The organism is Ilyomonas limi, assembly GCF_005233845.1.
GTDB lineage: Bacteria > Bacteroidota > Bacteroidia > Chitinophagales > Chitinophagaceae > Ilyomonas > Ilyomonas limi.
This window is the reverse complement of record NZ_SZQL01000038.1, coordinates 1-17415: the sequence shown is the minus strand read 5'-3', so window position 1 is coordinate 17415 and position 17415 is coordinate 1. Positions and strand designations below refer to the sequence as shown.

Below are 17415 nucleotides of genomic sequence, written 5' to 3'. Positions count from 1 at the left end.
AAATATTTTTGCCAACGCACGGGCAAACAACAAAAAAATCAACCTTATTCAGGATGTATTATCTTCATCAACCAATAACAGGATTATTAACTAAAACCAGTCAACTTTTTTCAGGACGGGTCATAATGCTATTCACCTTTTTATTCTACATTTATGCTGATGGGTCCTTATCCCTACGTAACTCCTAATGCGCTGCCGCCACCGGTTAGTTTATTGAACAAGTTACATTATGTATGAAAGGAAAGGATATTACCAACAATAACTCATTGCCAGTATTTGTAAAAACAAATCTAAAGGACGTAACTCCGATGCCTAAGTATCGGCAATACCGAAACGTTGGCAGTAATTTTATCTTGACACTTCATGCCACATCTATTTTTCGTAGCATTTATAACTTTAATTTCTTGCAACTCAAAAAACAATTCAGCCAAAATTATTTCTTCTAATAATTCTATTCCGCCTACTTCAAGTGTTAGCACAGTGCGCTGTGAAATAAAAGATGGTAAAAAGTTTCCTTCCTCTTCAGTATTGATAATCCAATCATCTCCACAACTCTTCCTATCTTTCACGCGCTGTCAACTGTCATTCAAACAACTGTCAACTACTTCAATATGCCCGGCACTGTGTATTTGATTCCTACCGTTTTGCACGACGATGAACAAGCGGTGCAAACCATTCCTGCTTACATTATAGATGCAGTAAAAAACTGCACTGTTTTTTTTGTAGAAAACGAAAGAACCGCAAGGCGTTATTTAAAAAAATTGTGGCGCAACATGGTGATAGATGATTATCAATGGCACACCATCCACAAAGCGGAAGAAGAAGTACAAAAAACATTTATCGCCAACTTGCAGCAAAACAAAATTATTGGCATCATCAGCGAGGCAGGTTGCCCCGGTATTGCCGATCCCGGACAGTTATTAGTTGCAGCAGCCCAGTCAATTGGCGCTACCGTAAAACCGTTGGTTGGCCCAAGTTCTATTTTACTCGCCCTCATGGCAAGCGGCATGAACGGACAGTGTTTCCAATTTCACGGCTACCTGCCTATTGACAACGTAGAACGAAAAAAGAAGTTGAAAGAATTGGAAACAGATTCGCACAAACGCCATTGCACACAACTATTTATTGAAACCCCTTACCGCAATAATACCTTAGTACAGGATATGTTGCAAACGCTCCAGCCACAAACAAAATTTTGCATTGCAGCTGATATTACCGCAGCTACCGAAAGTATTATCACCAAAACTGTTGCTGCATGGAAGAAAGACGCATTGCCGCAATTACATAAGCGACCCGCTATTTTCTTATTGTATGCAGGGTAAAATTTTTCACCGCAGAGAGCTAAGGCACAGAGTTTACGCAGCGGATTTCTCTCTGCGTAAGCTCCATTTACTCTTGTTTTCTGCGGTGAAAAGTAAAAATTACAGCCCATACTTATCTATTAAATAAATCAGCGCAGCCATATTAATAGCCCCCAACTTCAACTCACGGATGTTCACATTTTCCAATACATCATTGGGCGCATGATGCACATCAAAATACCGCTGGCTATCCGGGCGCAATTCCGCAACTGGCGTATTCAACAAAGTATATAATGGCGTAACATCGGCGCCGGCGCCTTCATTTACAAAATCGGTTACACCATACAACTTGAAGAGTGGCAGCCAGCTATTCAGTTTATCAATCACGCTGTCAGCCGCCATTAACGAAAAACCTCTGGGTGTAAAACCACCGGCATCACTTTCCAATGCAAACAAATGTTTTTCGTTAGCTTCTTTGGCTGCTTCTGCATATTTTTTTGCACCGCGTGTGCCGTTTTCTTCATTGGCAAACAACACAAAACGTATGGTGTGCTTTGGCTGATAATTCAATGCTTTAAAGGCGCGCAATATCGTTATCGTTTGTACAATACCGGCACCATCGTCGGTAGCGCCTTCATTTACATCCCAGCTATCTAAGTGACCGCCTATTGTTATAATACCATTATCCTGACCTTTTAATTCACCAATAATATTATGTCCTGTTGTATCGGGTAGCATTTTTCCATATGTAAACAAGCTGGCAGATACTGCTTTACCGGCATCAAATAAACTGTCAATATATTTTACATCGCGCAAGCCCACTGCAGCAGCCGGAATTTTGGGCAGGCTATCGGTGTAGTGCATCGAGCCCGTATGCGGATAATTATCTACGCTGTTGCTCATAGAGCGCACCAGCACTGCCAGCGCACCATATTTGGCAGCACGGCTGGCACCTTGCCCGCGGTAGATAACATTTTTGCCATAAGCCCTAAAAGTAAATACCAGTGTATCATCAAAAGGCACATCATAAAAAACAATCTTACCCTTTACGCTGTCTTTTTTACTTTCCAGATCATCAAAAGATTTTACTCTTAACACTGGCGCAATAATGCCTTGTGGTCCTGTACCTACAGAATTGCCTAATGCCAGGACAGCAATGGCTTTACTTTGTTTTTGACCTCCATTAGTTACAAAAGACACGGCAGCTTTGTCCTTACCACCACGTACCCAATGCGGCACCTGGCAGGCTTGTGCAAATACCGCATCGGCACCTGCCTGCTGCAATGTTTTGGCGCCCCACGCTTCTGCCTGCACCATTTGCGGCGAGCCGGCGAGTCTGCCACCAATGCGCTTTGTCAGGTAAAATAAATCGTTGTACGGCGAATCACTGGACAGTATATAGTTTGATAACTGATGAATAAAAACGGAATCATCTGATTGTGCATGAATGATTGCCGGAAGAAAAAGGGATAGAAAGAGGATTTTTTTCATGCCGCAATGTAAAGACAGCGTGCAATTTCTTAAAAATTTATATGCTCACACATTCATTAATAATTAAAGATTGTTGGAGATAGTAAAGGAATGGGAAATGCGAAAGTGCAAAGATTTAACATTACGCGAAGTATGCTATTATTATATTATATTCTTCGTGTTCCTTGCGGTTAAAATAATTATTCTTAACCGGCTTCTCACGCTATCAGCAACCAGTCTGTTAATTTTAATAAAATCTATTCCGCGCCTACCCTCCTATTTCACTATTTTTGCGGGCTTCTTATTAAATTCCTTTACAATTGAACAACCAGCTCAATCAGTTAGATAAGCAACGCTTGCCACGTCATGTTGCTATTATCATGGATGGCAATGGCCGCTGGGCAAAAGAAAAAGGTCAGGACCGGCTTTACGGTCATTATCACGGTGTAGAAAGCGTGCGCAATGTGGTAGAAGGCGCTGCTGAATTGGGTATTGAATACCTTACCTTATATGCCTTCAGTACCGAAAACTGGGATCGCCCGCAACAGGAAGTAACCGGACTGATGGAATTACTGATAGACACCATTCGTAAAGAAGTACCCACGCTTAATAAAAACAATATCCGCCTGCATGTAATTGGCGATACGGCTATGCTGCCCGATGGAGCCCGCAAAGCATTGAACGAAGCACTGCAGGAAACAAGTGTCAACACCGGGCTTAATCTTATTATGGCATTGAGCTACAGCAGCCGTTGGGAACTGGTGCAAGCCGTTAAACAAATAGCTACCGATGTGCACGAGGGCAAGTTAGAACCGGCATCCATTGACCAGGATACGTTGGAGCACTACCTGTGCACCAGCGATTTTCCCGATCCGGAACTGATGATAAGAACGAGCGGCGAATACCGCATCTCTAATTTTTTGCTGTACCAGTTGGCGTATGCAGAACTATATTTTACCAATACCCGCTGGCCCGATTTCCGTAAAAAAGATTTGATAGAAGCCCTGCTCGATTATCAGCACCGCGAAAGACGCTTTGGCAAAACAAGTGAGCAGCTAAAAAAGGTATAAGATTTAAGGAATAGAAGATTTAAAGATCAGCCTGCAAAGTACAAGCTACAAGCCCTTTCCCCGAAGTTTGTGTTTCTATGGCTCATAGCCCGTGACTCACAGCTTTTCTTTGCCTGCAGCTTGTAGCTAACCGCTTGTGCTTCAACTCCCTTATTCCCTTGCTGTTAGCCCATTTTACTTTAACAAACAGTTTTCAATAATCCCCGCTAATTTGCCGCCCTTACCAAAATAACTGTAAGGGTATTATTACTCTTGCTTTTCATGGTATAAACATCATTCAACAAATACCCATCAGGATGCAGCAGGTGTGCAGGTTTTTATTGCTGGTTGTAGTAACCGGTTTCATTTATAAGAAAAGTAGTGCGCAGCAACTTCCGGTTGCCGACTCTGCAGCCCAAACAGCAGATACTACCGTACAGCCTGTAACCTCGGTAGATGCCGACCTGCTGAATATCTTCAATCAAAAAGGACAAAAACGCTATAAAATTACCGGCATTACTGTTACCGGCAACCGCTATTTCGATCAGGCTTTACTGGTATCTATTTCAGGACTTACAGTTGGCGATGAAGTGATCATTCCGGGTGGCGACAATTTTGCTAAAGCCATTCAAAAACTGTGGTCTCAAAATTATTTCAGCAATGTGGAAATTTATATTACCCGGCTCGAAGGTGATAATATTTACATAGAAATACATGTGCAGGAACGTCCGCGGCTTGCCGATTTCCAGTTTAAAGGCGTGGGTAAAGGCGAAATAGACGACCTGAAGACAAAGAGTGGATTGGTAAAAGGCCGGGTGATTACCGAAGCCATGAAACGCAGTGCGATAGATGCCATTTCCAAGTATTATTCCGACAAAGGCTACCGCGCCGTAGCGGTGAATATCAGCGAAAAGAAAGACACGTCGCTGGTCAACTCGCAGGTATTGGTGTTTAATGTAGATAAAGGCGAAAAAATAAAAATCAGCGATATTTATTTCTTTGGCAATACCGTACCGGATGCCAAGCTGAAAAAGCAAATGAAAGGTACTAAGGAAATGACACGCCTTACCCTTTTTCCGCCACAGGATTCCTTTAGGTTGGATGCTAAAAAATACACCTTCAGCGATTACCTCAACGACAAAGGGTTTTTAAGCTTTACCAAAACCAAAGAAGTACTCAATCCTTATGTGCGGCTCACCTTTGCATCGGCAAAATTCAACGAAAAGAAATACCAGGAAGACAAGGAAAAGCTCATTGAGTATTACAACTCGCTTGGCTACCGCGATGCGGTGATTGTGGCTGATAACCCGGCGCAATACAATAGCAAAGGCAACCTTGTAGTGTCTGTTAAACTCTCCGAAGGACATAAATACTATTTTGGCAACATCACCTGGCAGGGCAATACCAAGTACAACGATTCGCTCCTCACTACCATCTTAGGCATTAAGAAAGGCGATGTATATAACCTTGATTTACTGAATAAAAAGCTGGGTAAAGCACAATCGGCAGATGGTGGTGGCATCTCCGATTTGTACAGCGATGAAGGCTATCTTTTCTTCCAGGCAAATGCCGAAGAAACCGCTATTTACAACGATACGATAGATTATAAAATACATATTCAGGAAGGTCCGGTAGCTACCTGGAAAAATGTACGTATTTCAGGTAATGAAAAAACCAAAGAGTACGTTATCCGCCGCGAGCTGAGAACATTGCCAGGTGAGAAATACAGCCGCAGCGACATTATTCGTTCCATTCGCGAAATAGCCAACCTTGGATTTTTTAACCAGGAAAAAATTACCCCAACACCTGTTCCAAACCCCGAAGACGGAACCGTGGACATCAACTGGCAGGTAGAAGAAAAATCGAGCGACCAGTTGGAGCTGAGTGCCGGTTTTGGTGGTGGCATCGGGCTTACCGGCACGCTGGGTGTTTCGTTCAATAACTTCTCTATTAAAAATATTTTCCACAAAGAAGCATGGGATCCGCTTCCGGTAGGCGATGGTCAAAAACTGAGTGTCCGTTTCCAGAGCAATGGCCGTGCTTACCGCTCGTACAATATATCGTTTACCGAACCCTGGCTGGGCGGTAAAAAGCGCAATTCCTTGTCAGTAGGCTTGTACGATACCAAATACTCCAATGCGTACGACTACAATCCTTACTCGCCAACGTATGGTACGTATGTGCGGTCAAAGGGCGATTCTTCCTACTTCAGAACAACAGGTTTATCACTTGGCTTAGGCAAGCAGTTGAAGTGGCCGGATGATTATTTTTCTTTTACCACTACACTTAGCTATTCGCGCTATAAGCTTAAAAATTACGCTATATCGTACAATCTCTATTTGAAGAACGACTCTATTTTCAACAACGGTATTTCCAATAACCTGAACATTCGTTTTGCATTGCAGCGTTCATCGGTAGATGCACCTATCTTTCCGAGGAGTGGTTCCAACTTTTTGATGAGCCTGCAGCTTACACCCCCATGGTCTTTGCTTGATCCGAATATTACTACCGATATTAACCCTTATAAGTGGATTGAATACCACAAATGGCGTTTTACCGGCGAGTGGTATGTGCCGCTGGGCAGGGCAAGAGGTGCCGACAAAAATCAGCAGTTTGTATTGAAAGCAGCCGCTAAATATGGCTTTATTGGCCGCTACAATCACAACCTGCAGATTTCACCATTTGAGCGCTTCCAGTTGGGCGATGCCGGGTTGAGCAACAGCTATGCATTATTGGGTTATGATATTATTTCGCAGCGTGGCTATCCGGTGTACGAAAACTCTAACCCGAAGATCAATCCCGATCAGACCGGCGCTTCGCAATACTTTACTATTTTTAATAAATACACTTTAGAACTTCGCTATCCGTTAAGTCTTAACCCCAGCAGCACTATTTACGGCTTGGCATTTTTTGAGGCGGCTAACGGCTGGTACAATTTCAAAGAATACAATCCGTTTCAGTTGCGTCGTTCAGTGGGTTTGGGCATGCGCTTTTACCTGCCCATGTTTGGCTTGCTGGGCTTCGACTATGGTATTGGTTTAGACAGGCTTGGACCTAATACTTCACTGAAAGATGCCGGCCGCTTTACCTTTATGCTGGGTTATGAACCGGAATAAGGAGTATGTACGGTGTTAGATTTAATAGCACACAAATGACACGGACTGAAGGCGCGGATTTGTTTGTGGATGTACGAATTACAATGTGTGCGATGCACGAAGTGTAAGGCAAGTCTGCTCTATATGCCGCCAACCGTCATTGCTATCTGCCACCCGCTGAAAAATAGCGTTAATATTGGCAATTGCATTTCATAAAAAATTATATTGCAAAAAATAACCGTTATGAAGAAGCTTTTTCTTATTGTATGCAGTGTAATGCTCCTTTCGGCAAGCTCTTTTGCGCAGCGCTATGCAGTGATTGATACAAAATATATTTTGGATAAAATGCCCGAATATAAAGATGCCGATACGAAGCTGCAACAGATAAGCGATCAGTGGCAGAAAGAAATAGATGCCCGCCAGGCAGAACTGGACAAAATGTATAAGGATTACGATGCCGAGCAATATATGCTGAGCGATGAATTAAAAAAGAAGCGTGAGGATGAATTGTTTAATAAAGAAAAAGAAGTGCGCGACTTGCAAAAAAGGCGCTTTGGCTACCAGGGAGATTTATTTACCGAAAGGCAAAAGCTGGTAAAACCCATCCAGGATAAAGTATATAATGCCGTGCAAAAAATTGCAGCAGCGCACAGCTACGATTTCATACTGGATAAAAGTGAGGGAATTACGGTTATATTTGCCGACCCAAAACTGGACAAAAGCGATGAAGTGCTTCGCGAATTAGGTATAAAGAGTTAATCATAATAGTTAAATCATCTCAAAAACAAAAGGAAGCCGGACCTTCGCCGGTTGATAAAAAACAAAAACAAAAATGAAAAAAGTGTTCTTTTCGCTGCTCGTTGTAGTGGCAGTATTATTTGCAGGAAAAGCCGGCGCGCAGGTGAAAGTAGGCGTATTTGATATTGATTATATGGTACAGGCAATGCCCGGCTATGCGAGAGTGGATAGCCTGGTACAAATATATCAGCGCGATTCACTCGGTACAGAATACCAGATTTTGAATAATGAATATCGTCGTTTGGATAGCACCTGGAAAGCTGATTCTGCCGCTAAAAAATCGCAGGCCGTTCTGGACTACAGCAATACCCAGCGCCAGCAAATAGGTATGAAACTGGTGTACTGGCAGCAGTATGCACAGCAAAAATCCAACGCTAAAACCGGCGAGCTTGCACAGCCCTTGTACGAGCAGGTAGTAGATGCCTATAAAAAAGTATTGGCTAATAAGAAATATACCATCATCCTGAAGCCGCAGACTTACGAAGCAGGTTTTCCTATTGACAACCTGTTTGTATCAGTAGCAAAAGAATTGAAGTTGACTGAGCTTCCACAGGAGTTGCTGGTTTTGGGCGATGACCCCGATGCAAAACCAGCAACTACCGGTACAGGTACTACTACCAAACCGGCTACAGGTACGGCTACCAAGCCAAAATAATAAACAGTTATTAAACTTACCTATATAAGCCATAGCGCATTGCGCTATGGCTTTTTTGTTTTCATAAAATTAAACAAACGTTTGATTTATTCACCAATTACACTTTACCTTTGCCTACCCTTTTTTCAAATACACCGAATCTACGTTTGCCTGCACTAAGAATGCCCCAATTTTGGATAGTAAAACTATTTGTAAGAACGAATAACTATGAAAGTGAACCGGATTGTTATATACGCAATATTGTTATTTTGTATAGTACAAACTACACAGGCGCAACCTGTGCGCGACTCGCTGCTACAGCAGGCTACCTTGCAAAGCTGCGTGCAGTATGCGCTTGACAACCAGCCGCAGGTGCAGCAAGCACTGATAGATGAAGATATTGTAAACAGCGAAATAAAAAGCCGGCTGGCAGACTGGTATCCGCAAATTGGATTTACGGGAAATTATCAACATTATTTTCAATTGCCTTCTACAGCACTTACCGCCGATTCTACCGGCAAGAGACAGATCATTCAAACGGGAGTGCGCAATATTTCCACGCTTAGTTTGTCTTTATCGCAAAATATTTTCAACCGCGATGTATTGCTGGCTTCACGCACTGCCGGCGATGTACGGCTTCAGGCAAAGCAACAGACTGCTAACACAAAAATTGGCATTACCGTAGCGGTAAGCAAAGCCTTCTACGATATATTGGCTACGCAACAGCAAATTGCACTACTGGAAGATGATATTGCACGCCTCACCCGCAGCCTGCAGGATGCTTATAACCAGTATAAGGGCGGTATTGTAGATAAGATAGATTACAAACGCGCTACCATTGCGCTCAACAACAGCAAAGCCCAAAAAAGAGGTTACGAAGAACAGTTAACAGCTAAGTATGCTAACCTCAAATACCTGATGGGTTACCCGCAAAACGGGCCGTTAACGCTGCAATACGATTCTTCACAAATGGAGCAGGATGCGGTATTGGATACACTTCAACAGGTACGGTACGAAGATCGGATAGAATACAAGTTGCTGCAAACACAGCAAAGCCTGGCAAAAGCCAACCTTAAATACAATAAGTGGAGCTTTTTGCCTACTGTGTCTGCTTTTGGCAATTACAATCTTGCTTACCTCAACGAAAATTTTAAAGACTTATACACGCGCTCTTTCCCTAACTCTTACGCAGGATTATCTGTTAGTATTCCCATTTTCCAGGGTTTTAAAAGGGTGTACCAGATACGTACTGCCGAGTTGCAACTCAAACGCATAGATTGGGATTTTGTTTCTTTAAAGGATAACATCAGTACCGAATATGCACAGGCATTGGCTAATTACAAATCGGATTATTATAATTATACCACATTAAAAGAAAATGTGGCAATTGCCACTGAGGTGTACAATACCATTCAGTTACAGTACAAGGCAGGTATTAAAACCTATCTGGATGTGATACTGGCAGAAAACGATTTGCGCACCGCACAGGTCAATTATACCAATGCGTTATATAATGTACTCATCAGTAAATTGGATGTGCAGCAGGCATTGGGTACTATTACTTATCCGTAAGACAAAAAATTTATTCAACCTCATAGAGCGTCATTCACAAATTATAATACGAGCAACAACCATGAAATATCCGTTTTCAACAATAGCTGTGGTTATCATTAGTACTGGTTTGCTGATAGCCTGTGGCAATAAAAAAGATGATACTGCGGCGCAGCAGCCACCCCCTGCCATTGCGGTAGGTGTTACTGCTGTGCGGCAAGGTAATGCAGTATATTACGATCAATACCCGGCAACTATTACTGCCCTTACAGAGGTACAGATACGCCCGCAGGTATCTGGCTATATCACCGGCATTTACTTTCAGGACGGGCAGCACGTAACCAAAGGACAAAAACTGTACAGCATAGACCAGCAGCAATACCGTGGCACGTATGAACAAGCCGTTGCTAACCTTAATGTGGCTAAAGCTAATATGGCACGTGCCCAGCAAGATGCGGAACGTTACCAGCAACTGGCGGAGCAGGATGCCATTGCCCGCCAAACGCTGGAACATGCTTTAGCCGACCTTAACACTGCTAAAAGTCAGGTGGCTGCCCAGCAAGCCAATGTAAGTGCAGTAGGTACCAACCTTAGGTATTCTACCATTTATGCGCCGCTTACCGGCACTATTGGTATATCGCAGGTAAAAGTAGGCGCAGCCGTTTCGCCGGGCACCCTGGTACTCAATACAATTTCGGCAGATAATCCAATGGCTGTTGACTTTGCCGTAGATCAAAAGAGCATACCCCGCTTTATGGAATTGCAGCGGCAGGGCACTCATCATGCTGATTCTACTTTTACCCTGGTTTTATCCGACGGTTCTGTTTACCCGGTGCCAGGGCAACTATCGGTAGTGGATCGTGCCGTTGACCCGCAAACAGGAACCATTAGAGTACGGCTCGTTTTTACCAATAAAAACAATGTATTGCGCCCTGGCATGAGTTGTAACGTGCGGGTAAAAAACAACAGCGGAACGGAGCAAATACTAATTCCGTTTAAAGCTGTGACAGAGCAGATGGGGGAATACTTTGTGTATGTAGTGGGTGATAGCAGCAAAGTAACGGAACGTAAAGTAACGCTGGGACAGCGTATAGACGAAGATGTAATTGTAAAAGACGGCTTGCAGCCCAATGAAGAAATAGTAACTACCGGCATACAAAAACTTAGAGAAGGAGCAGTGGTAAAAACCAATGCAGATACAACAGGCAGGAAATAGAATGACAGGAGATATTGGTAGTAAATGGTGTGAGTAAAACAGCTAATTATAAGGAGTAACAGGTAAAAAGAAGCGTGGAAGAACAGAATTAAAACAGAAGCATTTTTGACAGATAACTGACAGGAACTGATGAAGGCTGAAAACTCACACCAACTACCATGTAGTTTTTTAAACATTCAAGCACAAGGAAAGAATATATAACTTATGATTGCAGATACTTTTATCCGGCGGCCGGTTACGGCAATCGTTACGTCGGTGGTTATCTTGTTAATTGGGATATTGGCTATCCTCAATTTACCTATTAGTCAATACCCTGATATTTCGCCGCCCACTGTAAACGTAACGGGCACATTCACCGGCGCCGATGCGCAAACGGTAGAGCAAACGGTGACTACACCATTAGAAACGCAAATCAATGGTACGCCGGGCATGGACTACATTTCCAGCGCGAGCACCAATGATGGCCGTTCCAACATTACCGTATCGCTCAAAGTGGGCACCAACCCCGATATTGCCGCATTGGATATTCAAAACCGCGCGAGTATTGCAGCGCCGCAGTTGCCATCCGATGTAACGCGGCTTGGCGTTACCACCCGCAAGCGTAATCCCAGCCTTCTGATGCTGGTTGCCATGTACTCGCCAAATGGTTCCCACGGTGTTCCGTTTGTAGATAATTATACCAACCTGTATGTACAGGATGCGCTCAAGCGCGTAGATGGTGTGGGTGATATTTTTACCCGTGCCGATGACTTTAGTATGCGCATCTGGCTCAATCCCGATAAGCTGGCGCAATTAAACATCACCACCAGCGAAGTGGTTGCTGCCCTGCAGGAACAAAATGTACAGATAGCAGCGGGCTCGGTAGGCTCATCGCCACAGCCGAGCAGCCAGGCATTTGAATACACCGTACTTACCAACAGTCGCTTAAGTACCGAGGAGCAGTTTAGAAACGTGATTATCCGCACCAACCCTGCCGATGGCTCGCTGCTATATCTGAAAGATGTGGCCCGCGTAGCTTTGGGTAAATTCAGCTACAACAGCAACTCTTTTGTAGATGGCAAAAGAGCCTCTTACCTGCTCATATTCCAGGCACCGGGCAGCAATGCACTAGACGTGGCCGACGGGGTGTATGCAAAAATGGAGGAACTGAAAAAGGCGTTTCCAAAAGATATAGATTACGTAGTGCCGTTTGAGTCGGTAACAGTAGTACGCGTATCTATTGATGAAGTAATAACTACTTTGCTGGAAGCATTAGCGCTGGTAACAGTTGTAGTGTTCCTCTTTTTGCAAAGCTGGCGCGCAACACTTATTCCTATATTAGCCATTCCGGTGTCCATCATCGGCACGTTTGCCTTTTTCTTACCACTTGGCTTTACCATTAATACACTTACCATGTTTGGCTTTGTGCTGGCAATTGGTATTGTGGTGGATGATGCCATTGTAGTGGTAGAGGCGGTGCAGCATTATATAGATACCGAAGGCATATCTGCCAAAGAGGCTACCCAAAAAGCAATGAAAGATATTTCCGGACCTGTAGTAGCTATTGCGCTTATATTGGCTGCGGTATTTGTGCCGGTAGGTTTTATACCGGGCATTGTGGGCAGGCTGTACCAGCAGTTTGCTATTACCATTGCTATTTCGGTGCTCATATCTGCTTTTGTAGCCTTGTCGCTCACGCCGGCACTATGTACTTTATTACTTCGCCCGTCGCACATGGACAAAGGCTCTAAGGGACTGAATAAATTCTTTTATAAATTCAACACCTGGTTTAACAGGGTAACCAACAGATATACCAGTGGCGTACAAAAAGTAATCAAAGGCTCACGTTTAGCTGTCGTTATTTTGCTGTGTGTGTTTGTAGGCACTTTCTTTTTGTTTAAAAGCAAAGCCACTGGCTTTATACCCAATGAAGATGAAGGCCGCCTTATCATGAGCGTTGAGTTGCCAGAAGCTTCTTCTACTACGCGCAGCATAGAGGTAGTAGATAGTGTAATGAATATTTTGAAAAACACTAAAGGCATTCAGCATTTTGCAGCATTGGGCGGATACAACTTTCTTACCGGCGGTGCAAAAAGCAACAGCGGTACGGTATTTTGCCAGTTGGAGCCGTGGAGCGAGCGCAAAGCAGACACCCTTCATGCGCAGGGACTGATAGCCACTTTGCAACGGAAATTTACATCTATAAAAGGTGCTAATATCATCGTGGTGTCGCCGCCATCCGTTCCGGGATTGGGCGCAACCGGCGGTTTTACTTTCGAATTGCAGCAGCGCCAGTCTACCGATAGTATACAACAGTTTGCACAGGTGGTTAAACGCTTTATGATAGCTGCTAATCAGCGGCCCGAATTGGAAAGGGTGTTCACGTTCTTTACTGCCCAAACCCCCAATTACAGGCTGACGGTAGATAGAGAAAAGTGTAAAAAGCTGGGCGTATCACTTACGGATGTGTACAGTACTATACAGACGCTTATGGGCAGCCGCTATGTAAATGACTTTTCTATTTATGGCAGGAATTTCAGAGTAGTGGCCCAGGCCGATACCACTTTTCGTGCCGATATTAAAGACCTGAATCAGTATTATGTACGCAATTCTGAAGGAACGATGATGCCGCTGAGTACCGTAGTAAGCTACCAGGTATCGGAGAGTGCGCCATTAATTTCGCATTACAACCTCTTCCGCACGGCAGAGTTTAACGGCGGCACCAAAGATGGCTACAGCAGCGGCGATGCTATTAATGCACTGCGCGAAGTAGCGGCCGAGGTATTGCCGGCAGGATATGGATATGAGTTTTCCGGACTTAGCCGACAGGAAGTGCAGAGTGGTAATACTTCGTCTGTTATTTTTGCCTTATCTATACTCTTCGTGTTCTTGTTTCTTGCAGCATTGTACGAAAGTTGGGCTGTTCCTTTTTCGGTGTTGCTGGCAGTACCTATTGGTATGTTTGGTGCTATTCTTACGCTGGTGCTTATACCACGCCTCAGCAATAATATTTATGCGCAGATAGGCTTGATTACCCTTATTGGGTTAGCGGCAAAAAATGCTATTCTGATCGTGGAGTTTGCGAAGGAAAGAGTGGATATGGGTATGCCATTTATACCCGCCACGCTCCAGGCGGTTAAGCTTCGCCTGCGTCCGATCATCATGACATCAGCGGCGTTTATACTGGGTGTATTGCCACTTGCCTTTGCTTCCGGTGCCGGTGGTGTAGCCCGCGCTACTATTGGCTGGACAGTGCTGGGTGGTATGCTGGCTGCTACCCTGCTGGGCATTTTTGTAGTACCGCTCCTGTTTGTATTAATCTCGAGAGTGGCTTACACCAAAAAGAAACTGGCAGAGATACAGGCAGCTAAAGAAGAAAGAGAGAAAAACAATGCACCGGCAGCGTAAAGAAATGCTGCGGACTGTGAGCAACTGTTAGACAGCATAGATGCTCCTTAATTGAAAATGGTATTATTTATTTGATATTTATAAAAAGTAAAGCGCCCCACAAGCGGGCGCTTTACTTTTTATAAAACTGAGTAAGACCTGGTGAAGAGCAGGCGGTGAGAATAAGCTGCACTTTCAAAGCTTTTGTGAACTTATATCATATTCAATCTGTTTCTTACACTTGCTTTTGCCAGTATTACGGCTTTGTAATAATCAGGAATACGAATGCGCTGCTGCATTACGCTTTGCGGATGTAATTGCTTTATTTTCCGGAATAGGGAGAGGTAATATTTATACGCTACATACACACCAAACCTTGCCTTAAGTGGCAACTGTATGATGCCTTCATAAGCATGATCAAAGTCTTTTTGAATATCTTTTTCAATATTCATTTTATCTGTATGCGTAAAATTGTTGAAATCACAATAAGGAAAATAAACTCTGTTCAGTTGCAAATAATCGGCACGTAAATCGCGTAAAAAATTCACTTTCTGAAAAGCTGCGCCAAGGCTCTGCGCATAAGACTTTAAATAGCTGTATTTTTCAGTATCCCCATTGCAAAACACATGCAGGCACATCAGCCCCACTACTTCAGCACTACCATAGATATATTCACTATAGGCAGCCGTGTCGTATTGTGTTTTGTCAATATCCATCGCCATGCTTTTAAAAAAAGCATCAATCAGATTTGTCGTTATCCCATATGTATGCACTGCGCGCTGAAAGCTATGTAGTATAGGATTCAAACTAATGCCACGCTCAATGGCAGCGTATGTTTCACGCTTAAACTCACTCAACAGCGTTATTTTATCATAATCATGAAACGTATCTACAATTTCATCGGCAAAACGCACAAAACCGTAGATATTGTGTATTGGCGCCTGTAAATCTTTGTGCAGCAGCCGTATAGACGATGCAAAAGAGGTACTGTAAGTCTGTGTGGTCAGCTTACTGCACTGCTCACTTACTTTATGAAACAGGACTATCATAATGGTATATACGGAATAATTAAAAAGACGGGTTTAAAATAAATTACTTCACACCTTTTTAAACCATTTAATGTTTTTCCTTAGAACGGGGCTGTTTAAAAAAGTTGATTGATTACTCCTGCAACAATTTCGCCACTTATTATAGAAGGCGGTACGCCGGGTCCAGGCACCGTTAGCTGACCTGCATAAAAAAGGTTGTGCACCTTGCGGCTTTTACATTTGGGTTTCAAAATAGCTGTTTGCATCAGTGTATTTGCCAGTCCGTAGGCATTTCCTTTAAAAGCATTGTAATCGTTGATGAAATTGCTGTGTGCAAAAGACTGTTTAAATATGATATTGCTCCTGACATCCTGTTGTAAATGCTTTTCCAATCGCTGAAGAATATTATTAAAATAATAATTCCTCAATTCCTCCGTATCACCAGTTAAGCCTGCGGCTTCCGGTATCAATAAAAATAAATTTTCGCAGCCGGCAGGCGCTACAGCATTATCGGTCACAGATGTAGCACTTACATAGAACAGCGGGTCTTTTGCCCATTCTTTTGTTTTATATATCGCCTTGCCATGCTCCTCAAAGGAGGCATCGAAGAATAAAGAATGGTGTGTAATATTTTGCAGCTTTTTATTTAACCCCACATAATACAGTAAGCTGCCTGGCGCCATTACCCGGCTGCTCCAATATTTTTCCGAATAGCTCCTGTAAGCCTTTGGCAATAGTTGCATCTCGGTAAAATGATAATCTGCGGCACTAATTACCACATCGGCTTCGTAGGTTTTACCGGTGGTGCTTACGCTTGTTGCCGTCCCGTTATCAATATTAATAGCGGTTACATTTTCATTAAATAACACCTGCACGCCCAGCTCCGCTGCCAGGCTGCACATAGCCTCAACAATGCTGTACATACCGCCTTGCGGATACCAGGTGCCGCCTTTAATATCTGCATAATTCATCAGGCTGTATAAGGCAGGAATATGTTGCGGCAAAGCGCCTAAAAATAACACCGGGAACTCCATCAACTCGCGTAGTTTGCTATTTTTGAAATGCTTTGCTACATGGCTTTTGAGTGAATTGAAAACATCCAATTTAAAAACACCCTTTATTAAATCTATATCCCAAAATTCTTTTACCGACAAACCGGGCTTATACACCAGCTTGTGCATACCTATTTGGTATTTGTAAGCCGCTTCGTGCATAAACGTATCCAGCATCTTACCACTGCCAGGCTCCAATTGTTCAAACAAACTTTTTAGCGCATCATAATTTGCCGGAATATCTATTGCCTCGTCTTTAAAGTAAATGCGATACGAAGGATCTAATCTATGCAGACTGTAATAATTACTTACCGTTTTATCAAACTGGTTGAAGAAGCGTTCAAACACATCGGGCATCCAGTACCAGCTTGGTCCCATATCGAAAGTGAAACCGCCTGCTTTTAGCTGTCTTGCACGGCCGCCGGGAATGGAGTGTTTTTCCAGCACCTGCACGTGCCAGCCTTTTTTCGCCATAAAACAGGCTGCCGACAAACCGGCAAAACCGCTACCAATGATGATTGCTTTTTTACGCACAGGAATAATTGTATGATGGTAATATGAGAAGGTGAAAATACACCGGCTTTGGAAAAAGGGGGTAAAAAACTGTAGAACCGGGAGCAGGCTTAAACTACGCTTATCCTACCCTTTACCTACGCTTTGGGTAGGCTTTGCCCAGGCTTTATGACTCGTCCTAAAATAGCTATACAGATTATTTGACTCGTCCTAAAATAGCTATACAGATTATTAAATAAATCCTGATTCGGTTATACAAATATAATTTTTAGTCCTGTAATTGCTATACAGTTGCTTTTTGATGGCTATAAGTTCGGTTATAATTTTTCCATTTCTTATTCA

11 protein-coding genes are annotated in these 17415 nt (G+C 43.3%); 8 read left to right on the top strand and 3 right to left on the bottom strand.

The window, feature by feature from the left end:
- Positions 1-611: 611 nt before the first annotated feature.
- Positions 612-1322, top strand: coding sequence for an SAM-dependent methyltransferase (locus FC093_RS23005; RefSeq protein ID WP_137264172.1), 711 nt, complete (start codon positions 612-614; stop codon positions 1320-1322).
- Between the two features lie 99 nt (positions 1323-1421).
- Here the strand turns inward: FC093_RS23005 and FC093_RS23000 are convergent, their stop codons facing one another.
- Positions 1422-2792, bottom strand: a complete 1371-nt coding sequence (locus FC093_RS23000) for a M20/M25/M40 family metallo-hydrolase (protein ID WP_137264171.1) — start codon at positions 2790-2792, stop codon at positions 1422-1424.
- A 299-nt stretch (positions 2793-3091) separates the two neighbouring features.
- On the opposite strand from FC093_RS23000, the gene FC093_RS22995 reads away from it, so the two are divergent.
- The 7 genes from FC093_RS22995 (at position 3092) to FC093_RS22965 (ending at position 14501) form a co-directional block, all read left to right on the top strand.
- On the top strand, positions 3092-3841 hold the full coding sequence (locus FC093_RS22995; protein ID WP_137264170.1) for an isoprenyl transferase: 750 nt from the start codon (positions 3092-3094) through the stop codon (positions 3839-3841).
- Between the two features lie 296 nt (positions 3842-4137).
- Complete coding sequence (locus FC093_RS22990) at positions 4138-6936, top strand: BamA/OMP85 family outer membrane protein (RefSeq protein ID WP_137264169.1); 2799 nt, start codon at positions 4138-4140, stop codon at positions 6934-6936.
- Positions 6937-7158: 222 nt separating this feature from the next.
- A complete protein-coding gene (locus FC093_RS22985; RefSeq protein ID WP_137264168.1) occupies positions 7159-7674 on the top strand; it encodes an OmpH family outer membrane protein in 516 nt (171 codons plus the stop codon).
- Between the two features lie 73 nt (positions 7675-7747).
- Positions 7748-8368 (top strand): OmpH family outer membrane protein, encoded by a 621-nt coding sequence (locus FC093_RS22980; protein WP_137264167.1) that lies wholly within the window; start codon positions 7748-7750, stop codon positions 8366-8368.
- 207 nt (positions 8369-8575) lie between these two features.
- Positions 8576-9919 carry a TolC family protein gene (locus tag FC093_RS22975; protein WP_137264166.1) on the top strand — a complete coding sequence of 448 codons (1344 nt, stop codon included), beginning with the start codon at positions 8576-8578 and terminating at the stop codon, positions 9917-9919.
- 61 nt (positions 9920-9980) lie between these two features.
- Entirely contained in the window at positions 9981-11114 is a 1134-nt protein-coding gene (locus FC093_RS22970; protein WP_137264165.1) for an efflux RND transporter periplasmic adaptor subunit, read from the top strand.
- Positions 11115-11318: 204 nt separating this feature from the next.
- Entirely contained in the window at positions 11319-14501 is a 3183-nt protein-coding gene (locus FC093_RS22965; protein ID WP_137264164.1) for an efflux RND transporter permease subunit, read from the top strand.
- Positions 14502-14692: 191 nt separating this feature from the next.
- Here FC093_RS22965 and FC093_RS22960 read toward each other — a convergent pair whose 3' ends face one another.
- Both FC093_RS22960 and FC093_RS22955 read right to left on the bottom strand, forming a co-directional pair.
- Complete coding sequence (locus FC093_RS22960) at positions 14693-15529, bottom strand: phytoene/squalene synthase family protein (protein ID WP_137264163.1); 837 nt, start codon at positions 15527-15529, stop codon at positions 14693-14695.
- A gap of 95 nt (positions 15530-15624) precedes the next feature.
- Positions 15625-17094 carry a phytoene desaturase family protein gene (locus tag FC093_RS22955; RefSeq protein ID WP_137264162.1) on the bottom strand — a complete coding sequence of 490 codons (1470 nt, stop codon included), beginning with the start codon at positions 17092-17094 and terminating at the stop codon, positions 15625-15627.
- Positions 17095-17415: the final 321 nt, after the last annotated feature.

What these genes read in the sequence shown, in the direction of transcription:
- FC093_RS22990 (WP_137264169.1), top strand. Translation starts at nt 4,138, where the DNA reads ATGCAGCAGGTGTGCAGGTTTTTATTGCTGGTTGTAGTAACCGGTTTC.
- FC093_RS23005 (WP_137264172.1), top strand. Translation starts at nt 612, where the DNA reads ATGCCCGGCACTGTGTATTTGATTCCTACCGTTTTGCACGACGATGAA.
- FC093_RS23000 (WP_137264171.1), bottom strand. Translation starts at nt 2,792, where the DNA reads ATGAAAAAAATCCTCTTTCTATCCCTTTTTCTTCCGGCAATCATTCAT.
- FC093_RS22965 (WP_137264164.1), top strand. Translation starts at nt 11,319, where the DNA reads ATGATTGCAGATACTTTTATCCGGCGGCCGGTTACGGCAATCGTTACG.
- FC093_RS22980 (WP_137264167.1), top strand. Translation starts at nt 7,748, where the DNA reads ATGAAAAAAGTGTTCTTTTCGCTGCTCGTTGTAGTGGCAGTATTATTT.
- FC093_RS22975 (WP_137264166.1), top strand. Translation starts at nt 8,576, where the DNA reads ATGAAAGTGAACCGGATTGTTATATACGCAATATTGTTATTTTGTATA.
- FC093_RS22960 (WP_137264163.1), bottom strand. Translation starts at nt 15,529, where the DNA reads ATGATAGTCCTGTTTCATAAAGTAAGTGAGCAGTGCAGTAAGCTGACC.
- FC093_RS22985 (WP_137264168.1), top strand. Translation starts at nt 7,159, where the DNA reads ATGAAGAAGCTTTTTCTTATTGTATGCAGTGTAATGCTCCTTTCGGCA.
- FC093_RS22970 (WP_137264165.1), top strand. Translation starts at nt 9,981, where the DNA reads ATGAAATATCCGTTTTCAACAATAGCTGTGGTTATCATTAGTACTGGT.